Origin of the sequence: Micromonospora zhanjiangensis (genome assembly GCF_042650605.1) — a bacterium.
In the GTDB taxonomy this organism is placed as follows: domain Bacteria; phylum Actinomycetota; class Actinomycetes; order Mycobacteriales; family Micromonosporaceae; genus Micromonospora_J; species Micromonospora_J zhanjiangensis.
Genome location: NZ_JBHSBN010000009.1, coordinates 191744 through 206921 on the forward strand (window position 1 = coordinate 191744; position 15178 = coordinate 206921).

12 protein-coding genes are annotated in these 15178 nt (G+C 72.1%); 4 read left to right on the plus strand and 8 right to left on the minus strand.

What is annotated here, in order from left to right; translation table 11 throughout:
- Positions 1 to 31: 31 nt before the first annotated feature.
- Positions 32 to 2095, minus strand: a complete 2064-nt coding sequence (locus ACFOX0_RS16065; RefSeq protein ID WP_377546307.1) for an acetoacetate--CoA ligase — start codon at positions 2093 to 2095, stop codon at positions 32 to 34.
- A 233-nt stretch (positions 2096 to 2328) separates the two neighbouring features.
- The gene (locus ACFOX0_RS16070; protein WP_377546309.1) at positions 2329 to 2850 is read right to left on the minus strand and encodes an acyl-CoA thioesterase; all 522 of its coding nucleotides are present in this window, start codon (positions 2848 to 2850) and stop codon (positions 2329 to 2331) included.
- A gap of 23 nt (positions 2851 to 2873) precedes the next feature.
- On the opposite strand from ACFOX0_RS16070, the gene ACFOX0_RS16075 reads away from it, so the two are divergent.
- From ACFOX0_RS16075 to ACFOX0_RS16090, 4 genes are all read left to right on the plus strand, one after another.
- On the plus strand, positions 2874 to 3524 hold the full coding sequence (locus ACFOX0_RS16075; protein ID WP_377546312.1) for a hypothetical protein: 651 nt from the start codon (positions 2874 to 2876) through the stop codon (positions 3522 to 3524).
- Positions 3525 to 3669: 145 nt separating this feature from the next.
- The gene (locus tag ACFOX0_RS16080) at positions 3670 to 4356 is read left to right on the plus strand and encodes a hypothetical protein (protein ID WP_377546315.1); all 687 of its coding nucleotides are present in this window, start codon (positions 3670 to 3672) and stop codon (positions 4354 to 4356) included.
- 117 nt (positions 4357 to 4473) lie between these two features.
- Complete coding sequence (locus tag ACFOX0_RS16085; RefSeq protein WP_377546317.1) at positions 4474 to 5307, plus strand: metallophosphoesterase family protein; 834 nt, start codon at positions 4474 to 4476, stop codon at positions 5305 to 5307.
- Positions 5304 to 5960, plus strand: coding sequence for a 4'-phosphopantetheinyl transferase family protein (locus ACFOX0_RS16090; RefSeq protein ID WP_377546319.1), 657 nt, complete (start codon positions 5304 to 5306; stop codon positions 5958 to 5960). Before ACFOX0_RS16085 ends, ACFOX0_RS16090 begins: the two co-directional genes overlap by 4 nt.
- A 21-nt stretch (positions 5961 to 5981) precedes the next feature.
- Here the strand turns inward: ACFOX0_RS16090 and ACFOX0_RS16095 are convergent, their stop codons facing one another.
- The 6 genes from ACFOX0_RS16095 to ACFOX0_RS16120 form a co-directional block, all read right to left on the minus strand.
- Positions 5982 to 11594: a non-ribosomal peptide synthetase family protein gene (locus ACFOX0_RS16095; RefSeq protein WP_377546322.1), complete on the minus strand. Its 5613-nt coding sequence runs from the start codon at positions 11592 to 11594 to the stop codon at positions 5982 to 5984.
- Positions 11595 to 11679: 85 nt separating this feature from the next.
- The gene (locus tag ACFOX0_RS16100; RefSeq protein ID WP_377546324.1) at positions 11680 to 12111 is read right to left on the minus strand and encodes a hypothetical protein; all 432 of its coding nucleotides are present in this window, start codon (positions 12109 to 12111) and stop codon (positions 11680 to 11682) included.
- 48 nt (positions 12112 to 12159) lie between these two features.
- A complete protein-coding gene (gene panD, locus ACFOX0_RS16105; RefSeq protein ID WP_377546326.1) occupies positions 12160 to 12582 on the minus strand; it encodes an aspartate 1-decarboxylase in 423 nt (140 codons plus the stop codon).
- Positions 12583 to 12610: 28 nt separating this feature from the next.
- On the minus strand, positions 12611 to 14098 hold the full coding sequence (locus ACFOX0_RS16110; RefSeq protein WP_377546329.1) for an alpha/beta hydrolase: 1488 nt from the start codon (positions 14096 to 14098) through the stop codon (positions 12611 to 12613).
- A complete protein-coding gene (locus ACFOX0_RS16115; protein ID WP_377546331.1) occupies positions 14099 to 14311 on the minus strand; it encodes an MbtH family protein in 213 nt (70 codons plus the stop codon).
- On the minus strand, positions 14308 to 15177 hold the full coding sequence (locus ACFOX0_RS16120; protein WP_377546333.1) for a class I SAM-dependent methyltransferase: 870 nt from the start codon (positions 15175 to 15177) through the stop codon (positions 14308 to 14310). Before ACFOX0_RS16120 ends, ACFOX0_RS16115 begins: the two co-directional genes overlap by 4 nt.
- Between the last annotated feature and the right edge of the window lies 1 nt (position 15178).

Below are 15178 nucleotides of genomic sequence, written 5' to 3' on the forward strand. Positions count from 1 at the left end.
GCCACGATGGGCCGGCCTCGCGGGCGACCGGCTACGGGCGGTCGGCGCGGGCGCGGGCGAAGCGTTCGAACGCGGTCAGCGAGTCCGGGTTGGCCAGTGCCCCGGTGGCCGCGGCCGAGTCCACCGGCGTACCGGTGAGGATCTTCTTCACCGGCACCTCCAGCTTCTTCGCCGACAGCGTGCGGGGCACCGCGCGGACCTGGTGGATCTCGTCCGGCACGTGCCGCGGCGACAGCGCGGTACGCAGTTCCCGGGCGATCCGGGCGGTCAGCGCCTCGTCCAGCTCCAGCCCCTCGGCCAGGACCACGAACAGCAGCAGTTCGCCGGCACCGCCCTCGTTGTCCTCCAGGTGCACCACCACCGAGTCGACCACCTCGGGCAGCCCCTCGACCACGGAGTAGAACTCGGCGGTGCCGAGGCGTACCCCGCCCCGGTTGAGGGTGGCGTCCGACCGGCCGGTGATGACGCAGCCGCCCCGCTCGTTGATCGTGATCCAGTCACCGTGCCGCCACACGCCCGGGTAGACGTCGAAGTACGCCTCCCGGTAGCGGCGCCCGTCCGGGTCGTTCCAGAAGCCCACCGGCATGCTCGGCATCGGCGCGGTGATCACCAGCTCGCCCAGTTGCCCGATCACCGGCGTACCGTCGGCGGAGCGGGCCTCGACCCGGGCGCCCAGGCAGCGGCAGGCGATCTCGCCGGCGTGCACCGGCAGCAGCGGCACCCCACCGACGAAGCCGGTGCACACGTCGGTGCCGCCGGACAGCGACTGGAGCTGCAGGGTGTCGCTGACCGTCTCGTACACCCAGGTGAAGCCCTCGGCCGGCAGCGGCGCGCCGGTGGAGCCGAGGCCGCGCAGCGCGGACAGGTCGGCCACCTGCCGGGGCACGATCTCCGCCTTGCGGCAGGCCAGCAGGTACGGCGCCGAGGTGCCGAAGTACGTGGTGCCGGTGTCGGCGGCCAGCCGCCACAACGCGGTCAGGTCGGGATGGCCGGGGTTGCCGTCGAACAGCACGATCGCCGCGCCCACCGCCGGCCCGGAGACCAGGAAGTTCCACATCATCCAGCCGGTGGTGGAGAACCAGAGGAACCGGTCGCCGGGCCCGAGGTCGTGGTGCAGGGCCAGCATCTTCAGGTGCTCCAGCAGGATCCCGCCGTGCCCGTGCACGATCGGCTTCGGCAGCCCGGTGGTGCCCGAGGAGTAGAGCACGTACAGCGGATGGTCGAACGGCACCGCCGCGAAGGCCAGCGGCTCATCCACGTCGACCGTCAGGTCGGCCCAGGTCAGCACAGCGTCGACCGGCTCCCGGTCGGTCAGCACAGCGTCGACCGGCTCTCGGTCGGTCAGCACAGCGTCGACCGGCTCCCGGTCGGTCGGGGTGCCGTCGGCCGGCGCAGCGTCCGGTTGGAGATAGTTCAGCAGTACGGTGTGCTGCACCGACGGCAGCGCGGCCCGGATCGCGGCCACCTCGGCCATCCGGTCGACCGGCTTGGTGCCGTACCGGTAGCCGTCGACGGCGACCAGGATCTTCGGCTCGATCTGCTGCCACCGGTCGGTGACGCTGCGGGTGCCGAACTCGGGTGCGCAGGACGAGAAGACCGCGCCCAGGCTGGTGGTGGCCAACAGCAGCACGAACGTCTCCGGGATGTTCGGCGCGTACGCGGCGACCCGGTCCCCCCGACCGACGCCGAGCCGGCGCAGGCCGGCCGCGACCCGGCGGACCTGTTCACGCAGTTGCCCGGCGGTGAGGGTGACCGGCGCCCGGGTCTGGCTGTGCCCGATCACCACCGGGTCGTTCTCGGCCAGGCCGGGCATCCGCAGCACGTGTTCGGCGTAGTTCAGCGTGGCGCCCGGGAACCAGCGGGCGCCGGGCATCGCCTGCGACGTGAGCACCCCGGTGGCCGGGCTGTGCGCGATCACCTGGAAGTAGTCCCAGATCGACTGCCAGAACGCCGGAAGATCGGTCACGGACCACTGCCAGAGGGCGTCGTAGTCGGCGAAGTCCAGGCCCCGGTGCTCGCGCAGCCAGCGCAGGTAGTCCCCGATCCGCGACCGCTCCCGCACGTCGGCCGGCGGCGTCCACAGCACCTCACCCACTGAACCTTCCCCTCCCCTGGGCCGCCACGACACTGTGCCGGACCCGCCCGCCATCTTGCCGCATCCGCCAGGCCATTCTCCGACCCGGACCGGGCGCCCGGCGCGTGGCCGGACCACACGCCGGACCGGTCGGACATATGGCCCCCGACCACCTTGGCCGGCCCTGGACCGGTACGACCGTCGGCCAAGGACCGAGGTCGGTTCGCCGAGGCCCGGCGGCCGGGACGCCGTGGTCAGGCGGCGCCGCGGGCGGCCTGGATGGCGTTCCGCTTGGCCAGCCGGTGCGCGCGACGGATCTCGGCCTCCCGGAAGCGACGTTCCTCGGTGGGCGTCTCGGGCAGCACCGGCCGGATCTCCCGGGGCGCGCCGGAGACGTCCACCCCGACGAAGACCAGGTAGGCGGTGGCCACCCGGACCGGTTCGGTCTCCGCGGAGTCCCACCGCTCGGCCAGCACCTTGACCCCGACCTCCATCGAGGTGGAACCGGTCCAGTTGACCTGGGCGTGGGCGTGCACGAGGTCACCGACCCGGACCGGCTCGGAGAAGATGATCTCGTCGATCGCGGCGGTCACCGCCGTACCGCCGCAGTGCCGGGCGGCGGACGCTCCGGCCACGTCGTCCACGAACTTCATCAGCACACCGCCGTGCACCGTGCCGTACAGGTTGACATCGACAGCGGTCATGATCTTACTGAGCGTGACGCGAGAGTACGAGGTTGGTTTTCCCGACTGCGGCACCGTTGGCTGCTCGAACATGACGAAAACGGTACGGTGCGCGGATGCGACACATCTGGAGCCTTCTCGCCGGTGTGGTGGCGGCCCCACTGACCTGGATTCTGATCACGCTGGGTCAGGACGGGTCGGCACGTACCGTCACCAACTGGGTGGACGTGGGCACGTTCAACACGGCCAACCTCATCGAGCCGGCCGTCTATCTCGCCGTGGCCGGCATCCTGCTCGGGCTGATCGCCACCCCCCGCATCTCGCCGCTCGGGCCACTGTTCGCCGGCCTGCTGCTGATCACCCCGTACGTGGGGCTGTTCGTCGCGCCGTTCGCGGTCCGCGACCGGGTCCCGACGACGTGGAAGGTCCTCGGCGACCCGCTGCCGTTGCTGAAGCCACTGGAGAACGGGACCCTCTTCCTGATCGGCGCGCTGCTGGTGATGGCGACCTTCAGCGCCCAGCGCTGGCGGCGTTGGCCGGCACCGGCCGGCACCGCCGTGGTCGGCCCGCCCCCGGTCGACCAGGACGGACCGGACCGGACCGACTGGTCACCGTTGTCCGGCCAGCGCGAGGCGAACGACACCGCGCCGATGAGCCTCGGCTATCCCGACCCGGCACCGGCGACCCCGCCGGCGCCCCGCCGGGAGGGCGGGTCGCCGTGGTCGGCCCCACCCCGTACGCCGAACCGGGACGCCCACCCGGGCTGACGGTTCCGGGTCGGGTTGGGGAATCTGAGTGTCGCTGCAACGACACTCAGATTCCCCAGCCTCCGCGGTGGCGGCTTTGCCGCAATCGGGTGACCGGTTGACCACTGCGGGTATCGTCCGAGGAGGTATCACCAGGGAGCCTCGGATGCGCCACGTCAACTCGCTCCTGCTGTCACTCGCCCTCGCCCCGGCGATCTGGGTGCTGACCGGCTACGGGCTGGAACAGCAGGACCCACAGCCGGTGCCGGTCGTCCCGATCGCGTACCTCATCGCGGGGGTCCTGTTCGCCGTGCTGGTCACGGCGCGGATCTCCCCGGTCGGGCCGGCGCTGGCCGGGCTGGTGTACCTGGCGCTGGCCGGTTGGCTGGCCGCCGACCCGGAACGGGTACGGCAGGTCCTGCTCGGGCTCTACCCGGCGGGGGACCCGATGCTGCTGCGCCCGGCCGAGGGGCTCGCCGCGCTGCTGGGCGTACCGCTGGTGGCGACCGTGCTGCGGACCCGGCGGTGGCGGCACTACCGGGGCATGATCGCCCTGTACGCCGGGGCCGACGACGCGGACCGGACCGACCAGCGGCCGGTGTCGGTCAGTCCCGAACACCCCCCGGCGTACGGGCCGGACTACCCGGTCCAGCCGGCGTACCCGCCCGCGCCGCCGCACTGGGAGCGACCGGCCGGGCCGACCGGCTGGCCGCGGTCCGGCGACCGGTCACCGCAGGCCCCGCCGCCGGTCGCCGGCCAGGCCGAGGGACAGCGCTCGTGGGTCAGCGACGACACCGCCGACCTGACCGACCAACTCCGCCCGCTGTACCGGCCGGACGGCCCGCGGCAGTAGCTGGTCCCGCTGCCGGGTTTCGGCCGCTGACGGAGCCGGCGGCAGTTGCTTCTCACTTACCGCGAATAGCATGCCTCGGATCGATGTGCCCCGGCTGGCTGCGGCAGGATCGTCTGCATGACGGGGAGCCTGTTCGCCACCAGCGATCTCCATGTCTCGTATGCCGAGAATCGGGTGATCGTCGACCGCCTACGTCCCGAATCGCCTGAGGATTGGCTGATCGTGGCGGGTGACGTAGGTGAGATCTTCGCCGATGTCGAGAAGACACTGAGCAGGCTGAGCGCCCGCTTCGCCACGGTCGTGTGGGTGCCTGGCAATCACGAGCTCTGGACCCATCCCAGTGATCCGGTACAAACGCGCGGCGTCGAACGGTACGAGGCGCTGGTCCGGATGTGCCGGGACAACGGGGTGCACACCCCGGAAGACGAATACCCTGTCTGGTCCGGCCCGGACGGTCCGGTCACGGTGGTGCCACTGTTTCAGTTGTACGACTACTCGTTCCGCGTCGCGGGAACGAGCACCAAGGAGGAGTCGCTGAAGAAGGCGTACGACGCCGGGGTGGTCTGCACCGACGAGGTGATGCTGCATCCGGACCCGTATCCGGACCGGGAGTCGTGGTGCTGGGATCGGCTGGCAACCACCACCCGGCGCCTCGACGCGCTCCCCGACAACACGGCCACCGTGTTGGTCAGCCACTGGCCACTGGTCAGGCAGCCCACCGAGGTGATGTGGTATCCGGAGTTCGCCCAGTGGTGCGGCACGACACGCACCGCGGACTGGCACGTGCGCTACCAGGCCGCGGTGGCGGTGTACGGGCACCTGCACATCCCCCGCACCACCTTCTACGACGGCGTCCGCTTCGAGGAGGTGTCGCTCGGCTACCCGCGGGAGTGGCGTAAGCGAGGCCCGTCACCGCAGCCGATGCGCCGGATTCTGGGCGGGGCGTCGTGATCGAGCGGCTGCTGCCGGCGGGCGTGGTGTCGGTGGAGTCCTTCGGGGACGCCGGCGACGAGCCGGTGTTTCCCGGCGAGGAGAGTTTCGTCGCCCGGGCGGTGGACGGTCGCCGGCGCGAGTTCACCGGAGCCCGCCGCTGCGCCCGTGAGGCGCTGGCCATACTCGGTCATGCGCCGGTAGCCATTCCACGCGGACCACGCGGCGAACCGGTGTGGCCGGCTGGGGTGATCGGCAGCATCACGCATTGTCGTGGGTATCGGGCCGCGGCGGTGGCCCGCGCCGAGGACGCGGTGTCGCTCGGCATCGATGCCGAGCCGAACGGCCCGCTACCGGAAGGGGTGGATGAGCTGGTAATCCTGCCCGAGGAGCGGGACATGCTCAATCGGCTGCGGATCGCCGCCCCTGGCGTGCACTGGGACCGGTTGTTGTTCAGCGCCAAGGAATCGGTGTTCAAGGCCTGGTATCCGCTGACCCGGCGGGAGCTGGACTTCCTCGAGGCGCGGATGGGCATCGATGCGGCCGCGGGCACGTTCACCGCCGAGCTACGGGTCGACGGCAGCCGTCTGGACGGCGGCCCGGCCCTGGCCCGGCTGACCGGGAGATTCCTGGTCAGCCGGGGCATCGTGGGGACCGCGGCCGTCGTTGGCTGAGGCACCCGTCGGTGCGGTCGGCTACGCCGGCAGGCCGGGGGCGGGCAACTGTCCGGTACGGACGAAATAGTCGACGGTACGGGTGAACGAGGCGTCATCGAGGTCGGGCAAGTGTACCCCCGTGCCGGACAGTGCCGACTCGGTCTCGGTGATGTCGAACAGCGCGTCTGTCATGCCGCCGCTGCCGTCGTTCAGAACTCCGAGAAGCGGATAGGCGGCGTTGTCCGGGTCCGCCTCGACCCGCTCGCACCACCGCGGGAACGGCACCTCGGCGAGGAGGTAGCCCAGGTCGCGCAGTCGCCGCACCATGTCGGTGAGGGTGACCGGCCGGCGGTGGGTGAGGTGGTAGGCGACCGGGTCGGGTTGGCGTGACCGAGAGATCGCCCGGATCGCGCCGGCCACGTAGTCCACCGGCACCAGGTCCACGGCCATGGCGGCGCCGGCCGGAACGGCTCCGGCCTGCACGCATCCCTTCAGGACCCGCCACAGGTAGTCATCACCCTGGCACGCGCCGGTGCGGGTGTCGCCGCTGATCCGCGACGGCCGGTAGACGACGGCCGGCAGGCCCCGCTCCCGGGCGACACCGACCACCTGCTCGGCCACCCACTTGCTGCGGGTGTAACCGGTGCCCAGGGACGCGGGCGGGCCCGTCGGGGCGTCCTGCCGGATGGTGCCGCCGGGCCCGTCGGCCGGGGTCTGTGCGCCGAAGACACCGATGGTGGAGACGTAGTGCACCGGGACCGTGCGGTGGCGTGCCGCCAGCCGCAGCACCTGCTCGGTGCCGGTCACGTTGGCGGCCTTGAGCTGGGCGTACGGGTAGACCAGGTTGACCGAGGCGCCGGCGTGGTACACCACGTCGACCGTGCGGGCCAGGTCGTCGAAAAGGCTCTCGCCCAGTCCCAGCCACGGTTCCGCGAGGTCTCCGGCGTGCACCACGATGCGATCCCACGGCAGATCCAGCTCGAACCGGGCGAGCGCACCGGCCAGCCGGTCCCGGGCGGGTGCCGTGCTGTCGCCCCGGACCAGGCAGTGCACGACCACCTCGGTGCTGTCGAGCAGCTCGCGCAGCAGGAAGGCGCCGAGGAAGCCGGTCGCCCCGGTGAGCAGGGCGGTACGCGGATCGGCGGCCACCGCGGCCACCGGATAGGTCGGCACGATGTCACTGGCCAGTCGGACCTCGGCGACCAGGTCGGCGCCGCCGCCGTCACCGTCGCCGGCGGATGCGATGGCGGCGGCGATGCCGGCCATGGTCGGCGACTCGAAGAGCACCCGCAGCGGGATCTCCGAGTCGAACTCCTCGCGCAGCCGGTAGACGAACCGGGTGGCGACCAGGGAATGGCCGCCGATCTCGAAGAAGTTGTCGTCCGCGCCCACCCGTTCCAGGCCGAGCACCTCGGCGCAGATCCGGGTGACCACCGCTTCGGCCTCGGTCCGGGGCGCCACGTGCCCGGTCTCGCGGATCACGCTGTCGGCGTCGGCGGCCGGCAGCGCCTCCCGGTCGACCTTGCCGTTCGGGGTGAGCGGCAAGGCGTCCACGACGACGAACGCGGCCGGGACCATGTAGCCGGGCACCCGCCGGCCGAGGAACTCGCGGACCGACGGCACCAGCCGGCGACGGCGCAGCGCCCGGGGCGGGTCGTTGGCGTACAGCTCCGGCGCGCCGAGCGGGCCCGCGTCGGTCACCGCGACCTCACCCGGTCCCCCGTCGAGCACCAGGTCGTACGCACCGGGCAGGTCCGCGTTCGGGTGGAAGCGGTAACTCCGGCCGGCCGCCTCGGCCAGTGCCGCGACGTCCTCGATCTCGATGCCGGTCGCCGGGGCGCGGTCGGTCTCGCGGCGCAGGTCGACCAGGCTCGCGCCGGGCGCGGCCCGGGCCAGCAGATCCAGCGCGCGCACGGGCGCCTCCACGCGCGGGTTGGCGATCCCGGCGACGCGCAGCGGACGGTCCCCGGCGGGCGCGGCGAGCAGCGCCTTCAGGTCCAGGCCGGGTGACCAGGCCACCTCGGTCTCCGGCACCGGGGGACGTGCCTCGTCCAGGCGCAGCACCACGTCGTACCGGAAGCAGCTCATCTCGTTGTGGAAGCGGCCGCGCCGCGGCCGGACCTCGACCGAGGCCAGTCGGGGGATCCGGGAACGCAGGGCCGGGAAGTAGCGCGGGTCACAGAGCAGTTCCTCCTCCTCCTGGACACGCCGGGTGATCTGACCGCGCAGGCGGGTCACCGGCATGTCGTCGGCCGCGCGGGCCAGCTCGACCGAGAGGTGGAAGGCCTGCACCAGGCGCAGGTCGCGGACGTCACCGACGAAGATCGCCGCGCCGTACGGCAGGATCCCGGCGATCCGGCTCAGCACCGTGGTCAGGTACTCCACGTCGGGGAAGTACTGGACCACCGAGTTGATCACCACAGTGTCGAAGAGGTCGTGCGGCAGGTCGTGGACCACGTCGGCCGCCTGGTGCAGCAGTGTCACGTGATCAGCCGTGACCCGGCCCTTGAGGGTGGCGATCGCGTCGGCGGACAGGTCGGTGCCGACGTACTCCAGAGCGTCCGGCGCGAGGCGGTGCAGCAGCAGACCGGTCCCGCAGCCCACCTCGAGGATCCGGCGCGGTTGCAGGTCGCGTACCGCCGAGACGGTGGCCGACACCCACTCCCGCATCTCCTCGGCCGGCAGCGGGGCGTTGGTGTAGGTGCTGTTCCAGCCGGTGATGTCGAAGTCGTCGGCGAGGGCGCCGGCGGCCGACCCGTACATCCCGTCGAACACCTGCTCCCACTCGGCGATGTGGTTGCGGGAGACGAAGTTGGGGCCGGCGCCGGGCGGTGACGCCGCCGCGTCCAGGGCGGCCGGGTCCGGCACGAGATAACCGACCAGGCGGCGGTCGCCGTCGCCGGTCTCGTGGGCCTGCACCACGGCCGCGGTGATCGCCGGGTGGGCGAGCAGACCCGCCTCCACCTCGCCGGTCTCGATCCGGAACCCGCGGATCTTCACCTGGTGGTCGATGCGCCCCAGGTATTCGACCGCGCCGTCGGGCATCGCCCGGGCCAGGTCGCCGGTCCGGTACAGCCGGGCGCCGGGCCGGTCGGCGAACGGGTGCGGCACGAACCGGTCGGCGGTCAGGGCAGGCGAGTTGAGGTACGCCCGGGCCAGTCCCGCCCCGCCGACGTACAGCTCGCCGGGCACCCCGGCTGGAGCCGGATGCATCGCGGTGCCGTCCAGGACGAACAACTCGAGATCGGCCAGCGGGATCCCGATCGGGCTGCGGCCGGGCTGTTCCGCGTCGGCGGCCCGGATGACCCGGTAGGTCACGTGCACCGTGGTCTCGGTGATGCCGTACATGTTGATCAGCAGCGGCTGCTGGTCGCCGTACCGGTTGATCCACGGGCGCAGGGTCTGCGGGTCCAGGGCCTCGCCGCCGAAGACGACATACCGCAGGGCCAGTGCGTCGCCGGCGCGTACCGCGGCCGCGCTGAACTGGACGAACGCGGACGGCGTCTGGTTGAGCACGGTGACGCCCTCGTCGCGGACCAGCTCGTGGTAGGCCTCCGCCGACCGGGCCGTCTCGGTGGGCACCACCACGACCCGGCCGCCGTAGAGCAGCGCGCCCCACATCTCCCAGACCGAGAAGTCGAAGGCGTACGAGTGGAACAGGGTCCAGACGTCGGCCGGGCCGAAGGTGAACAGCTCCTCGGCCGCCTCGAAGAGCCTGATCACGTTGCGGTGGGTGATCAGCACACCCTTGGGTGTACCGGTGGAACCGGAGGTGTAGATGACGTACGCCCCGGCGTCCGGGCCGGCCGGCACCGGCGGGAGTGGTTCGGCGCCGGTGAGGTCCAGCTCGTCCAGCGACAGCACCGGCGCCGGGCTGTCCGGCAGCTGGCCGGCCATGTGTGCCCGGGTGAGCAGGACCGTCGGCCGGGCGTCGGTGACGATGGCGTTGAGCCGGGCGGTCGGGTAGGCGGGATCCAGCGGCACGTAGGCGGCGCCGGCCCGCAGCACCGCCGCGATCGCCGTCACCGTCCACAGCGACCGGTCGACGAACAGCGCGACCCGGTCCCCCGGCCGTACCCCGTGCTCGTGCAGCCGCCGGGCGAGCCGGCCCGCGCTCTCGTCGAGCTGCGCGTACGTCAGGTCCTCCCCCGCGAAGGTGACGGCCACGCCATCGGGTGTACGCCGCGTCTGTGCGGCGAGCAGCTCGTGCAGGGTGCCGGCGCCGGCCGGTTCCGCGCGGCGGCGGCCGTTGCCCAGCAGCTCGGCGCGCTCATGCCCGGGCAGCATGGGCAGGTCCCGCAGTGGGGTCTCGGGCTCGGCCACGGCCGCCGCCAGCAGGGTGGCGTAGCGGTGCAGCAGGCGGGCCGCGGTGTCCTCGTCGAACCGGCCGGCGTCGTATTCCAGTGCCGCGACCAGGCCACCGGCGCGCGGTGTCACCGACAGCAGCAGGTCGAACTTGGCGGTGCCGGTGTGCACGTCGAGCGGCTCGACGTCGAGGCCGGGCAGGGAGCCGGCGTCCTGGCCGGCATTCTGCAGCACGAACATGGTCTGGAAGAGCGGGGCCTGACTCATCTGCCGTTCCGGGCGCAGCTCGGCGACCAGCTTCTCGAACGGGACGTTCTGGTGACCGAACGCGCCGATCGCCACCGACCGTACGTGGCGCAGCAGCTCACGCATGCTCATGCCGGTGGTGATGTCGAACCGCAGGGCCAGCGCGTTGACGAAGAATCCGATCAGGCCTTCGATGTCGAGCTCGTTGCGGTTGGCGATCGGTGTGCCGACGACCAGCGGCCCGTCTTCCTGGCCGATGCCGCGATGCCGGGCCAGCAGGGCGACGTAACCGCTGAGCAGAATCATGTACAGGGTGGACCGGTGGGCCCGGCCGAAGGCGTCGAGGGCGGCGCTCAGCTCGGCGCCGAGCTCCAGGCAGACGCGGCCGCCGGCGGCGATGGCGGGCCCGGTGTCGGCACGCGGGCGGGCCATCGGCAGGTCCAGCGCCGGGACGGTGCTGCCCAGCCGGTCACGCCAGTAGTCGAGGTCGGCGTCGAAGTCGCCGGCGGCGTACCGTTCCCGCTGCCGGACCGCGAAGTCGCCGTACTGGATCGGCAGCGGGGGCAGCGGCGCGCCGGCACCGCCGTGCCGGGCCGCGATGGTGGCGAACAGCTCCTTGAAGAGCACGCCGACCGACCAGCCGTCGGAGATGATGTGGTGCATCACGAACAGCAGGGTGTGGTCGTCCGGGCCGTGCCGCAGCAGGGTCGCGCGCAGCAGCGGAGGCGCGGTCAGGTCGAACGGGACGGCGGCGAGCTCGGCCAGCCAAGCCGCGGTCCGCGGGCCGTCCGGCGCGGCGTCCCCGGCATCGAGCACCTCCAGCGGGACGTGCAGCTCGGGCAGGACACGCTGCATCGGCTCACCGTCGGCCGAGATGAACGCGGTACGCAGTGTCTCGTGCCGCTCGACCAGGGTCCCGATCGCGCGTTCGAGGACGGCCAGGTCGATGTGGCCCCGCATCCGGGCGGCCAGGGGCACGTTCTGCACGGCGGTGCCGGGGACGAGCTGCTCCAGGAACCAGAGCCGTTCCTGGGCGAAGGACAGGGGTGTCAGGCCGGGCCGGCGGGCGGCCGTGGCCGAGGATGCTGCGGCCGTCGTCATGATCTCTCCAGAGGGTTTCGATGCCACGCGCGGCGCGCGGCCACCGGCGGGCGCGGGGCCGCCGGTGGCCGGGTACGCCGATCGCTCAGCAGTTCGGGGTGGCCAGGTCGTTTGATCCGACCCGGAACTTGACCTGCACGTCGCGGGAGTACGTGGTGCCCTCGATGGACAGTGCGACGCTCTTGACGTGCAGACGGCCGGTGCCGCCGTCCACCACCACGTCGGCGCCGAACACCTTGATGTCGACGTCCATGTCGTTCGGCAGGTCGAGAATGAGGTCGATCCGGCCCCGCTGCCGGAAGTAACGCCACGCGGACGACGACCCGATGTGCAGGACGTCGCCGGCGACGTGGGCCTTCGCGCCGAGCGTGGCGGTGTCTCCCTTGGCCCGAACCGCGACGGTGTCACGGCGGGACGCGTTCAGCCGGATGTTTCCGCCGACGATGTCGATGTTCACACGACGGACCTGACCCGGCTGGGACTCGAAGACCTTGACGATGGGCGGTTCGGACTTCACGGACAGCTCCTCGGTTCGACTACGAAGTGGACGGCGGATGCCGGCCGGTCAACCCTGCACGGCGACCACGTCGCCGCGCATCAGGGGCCCGCCCTCGGGGGCCTCGGCCGGGTCGGATCCGACCGTGATCGCCCGGTTGCGGTCGTCGACGAACACCACACGAGGCTCCAGCGACTTCAGTTCCTCGTCGCTGACCTGGGCGTACGCGATGATGATGACCAGATCGCCGGGGCTGACGAGCCGGGCCGCGGCGCCGTTGATGCCCAGGACGCCGGAGTTGGCGGGGCCCTCGATGACATAGGTCGACAGCCGTGCCCCGTTGTCGATGTCGACGACGTCGACCTTCTCGCCGGGCAGCAGGTCGGCCGCCTCCATCAGCTCCTTGCTGATGGTCACCGATCCGACGTAGTGCAGGTCGGCCTGGGTCACGGTGGCACGGTGGATCTTCGACTTCATGAAGGTGCGGATCATGATGCGGGCCTTTCGGTGGGGGTCCGGTTCAGGTCCGGAAGGGCGAGTTCTCCTGCCGCAGCGTCGTGCCCGGCGGGGGCAGTTCCCCGTCGGCCAGGTACGCCGCGACCAGCCGGTGCACGCGCTCGTCGGGGTTGTAGTGGGTGGTGTGCCCGACGCCGTCCACGGTCAGCAGGCGAGCGCCCGGCAACGTGCCGGACAGGCGGCGGGTGACCTCGTACGGTGTGCCCGGGTCACCGGTGACACCGATGAACAGCACCGGCGCCGCGGTCCGGCGGTCCCACGGCCCGGTGTAGCGGCCGGCCGCGGCAGGCCAGCCGGCGGTGGCGACCGCGGGCCACGCCACGATCGAGCCCATCCCACCGGCGCGGTCCTCGGCCAGCTTCGTCTGGGCGAACCAGCTCTGCGCGTCGGCCGGGGCCGGTGCGTCCCCGCCGAGCAGGGACAGCGACTGCTCGGGCGGGCTGGCGAACAGCGGGGGCACGTCGGCGCCCTCCGGCGAACCGGAGAAGTCGAAGGCGGTGACGTACGGCTCGTCGTCGGCCTCGGTGGCCAGCCACAGATCCTGCAGCCGTCGCGCCTGCTCGTCCCAGTACGCGGTCTGGTACAGCGTCACCCACATGTGGGCGATGACGGTGCCGTAGTTGATCTCGGCTTCGCCGGCCGGAGTGGACAGTCGCACCGGCCGGTCACGCAGCCGCTGCAGCAGCGTCGCGAACTTCGCCCGGGTGGCCTCCGGCGAGCCGGCCGAGAACGGGCTGGCCGAGGCGCCGGCCAGGTCGAGGAAGAGGTTGAGGCCGGCGTCGGCGGCGAGGTCGAACCCCACCCGCAGCGGCGTGCACAGCTCCGGCTCGGCGTCCGGGTGATACCACGCGACCGGGTCGATGCTGCCGTCGAGCACCATGGCCCGTACCCGCTGGGGGTAGAGGTTGGCCAGGACCACGCCGAGCAGTGCGCCGTACGAGATGCCGTAGAAGTTGATCTGCTCTTCCCCGAGTGCGTCGGCGAGCAGCGCGATGTCGTGGGCGATGCCGGTGGTGGAGATGTACGGCAGCAGGTCGGCGTTGCGCTCCCGGACCAGCGCACCGAACTGGGTGAACCGCTCGATCCAGACCGCGCCCTCCACGTCGTTCACCGGGAACGGCTGAGGCAGGCCGGCGAAGACGGTCATCGCCTCCTCCATCGAGACGAACCCGTGCACCGGGGTGCTGGCGCCGGAGCCGCGCGGATCGAGGCTGACCACGTCGAACCGCTCGCGGACCTCGGCCGGCAGGAACCGGTGATGCGACGGCAGCAGGGTCACGCCGGGGAACGCCGGGCCGCCCGGGACGAAGAACAGCGTTCCGAGGCGCCGCTGCGGATCGGCGGCCGGGCGCCGGATGATCTCCAGGTCGATGGTCGGCCCGCCCGGTTGCCCGTGGTCGCGTGGCACCGCCACGGTGGCCACCTGGTAGCCGGGGTCGCTGTCGTGTGGGCGCCAGGTCAACGCCGGCGCTCCGGTTGCGGTCCCCGTCATCTACTCCCCCTCGATGGTGGTCTGCTGCTCGCGTACGGTCCGCGGGCGCATGTCGGTCCACACCACGGCGATGTGGTCCAGGCATTCCTGTCGTGCACCGGTGAAGCCGGTGGTCCGCCAGCCGGGCGGGACGGGCCGGAAGTCCGGCCACACCGAGTACTGCTCCTCGCCGTTGACGACGACCGCCCAGCCGGCGGTGGCGGCGGTGCTCACGACTGCTCCGGCTTGACACCGGTGAACATGAAGACCAGCAGCATCGCCGAGGCGTCCGGCAGGGCCAGGAACTGGTCGACGAGGTCGGCCACGTGCGCGACCGCGGCGGCGGCCTCCGGGTTCTGGTCGACCATCAGCGCGTACCGGGACCGGACGTTGAGCTGCGGCTCCAGCGCCGCCATGCCCAGTTCGTCGCTGGACACCGCGACCGCCTCGACCCGGATGTCGGTGTAACCGGCCTCGCGCAGCAGGGCCGGCACCCGGCGGCCGATCAGCCGGTCACCGCCGCGGGCGGCCTGCATCGCGACCCGGCCCTCGATGATCTTCTCGATCACCGGCAGGTCGGCGCTCGGGTGCACACTGCCCCAGAGCCGGTCGTCGATGTCGACGATGACGGTACGGCCGCCGGGGCGCAGCAGCCGCCGCATCTCGGTCAGCGCCTGGACCGGGTCGGGCACGTGCTGGAGCACGAACCGGGCGTGGACCAGGTCGAAGGAGGCGTCGGGCAGCGGCGCGTCCAGGATGGACCCCTCGATGATGCGGGGCGGGCTGGCGGCCCGGCGCTGCAGGTACCCGGTGGCCTCGGCGATCTGGTGCGGCTCCAGCTCCAGGCACGTCACCGAGCCCTGCGGCACCTCCTGCAGCAGCAGCTCGGTGGTGAAGCCGGGCCCGGAGCCGACCTCGAGCAGGTCCGCGTCCGGGCGGATGCCGAACTCGCGCAGCACCCGGGCCTCCTTGGGCCAGGAGGCGGTGGCCTGCAGGCGCAGGCGGTTGAGTTCGCCCTCGGGGTCGGGGTGTTCGCCGGCGCCGTAGTAGGACTGGCGGAACTCGCCCTCGGTGGGCGTCGCCGGTGCGGTGGTGGTCATG

Excerpts from the sequence above, each read along its gene's own strand:
- ACFOX0_RS16095 (WP_377546322.1), bottom strand. The coding sequence starts at position 11,594 with ATGACGACGGCCGCAGCATCCTCGGCCACGGCCGCCCGCCGGCCCGGC.
- ACFOX0_RS16075 (WP_377546312.1), top strand. The coding sequence starts at position 2,874 with ATGCGACACATCTGGAGCCTTCTCGCCGGTGTGGTGGCGGCCCCACTG.
- ACFOX0_RS16070 (WP_377546309.1), bottom strand. The coding sequence starts at position 2,850 with ATGTTCGAGCAGCCAACGGTGCCGCAGTCGGGAAAACCAACCTCGTAC.
- ACFOX0_RS16085 (WP_377546317.1), top strand. The coding sequence starts at position 4,474 with ATGACGGGGAGCCTGTTCGCCACCAGCGATCTCCATGTCTCGTATGCC.
- panD (WP_377546326.1), bottom strand. The coding sequence starts at position 12,582 with ATGATCCGCACCTTCATGAAGTCGAAGATCCACCGTGCCACCGTGACC.
- ACFOX0_RS16110 (WP_377546329.1), bottom strand. The coding sequence starts at position 14,098 with ATGACGGGGACCGCAACCGGAGCGCCGGCGTTGACCTGGCGCCCACAC.
- ACFOX0_RS16120 (WP_377546333.1), bottom strand. The coding sequence starts at position 15,177 with ATGACCACCACCGCACCGGCGACGCCCACCGAGGGCGAGTTCCGCCAG.
- ACFOX0_RS16080 (WP_377546315.1), top strand. The coding sequence starts at position 3,670 with ATGCGCCACGTCAACTCGCTCCTGCTGTCACTCGCCCTCGCCCCGGCG.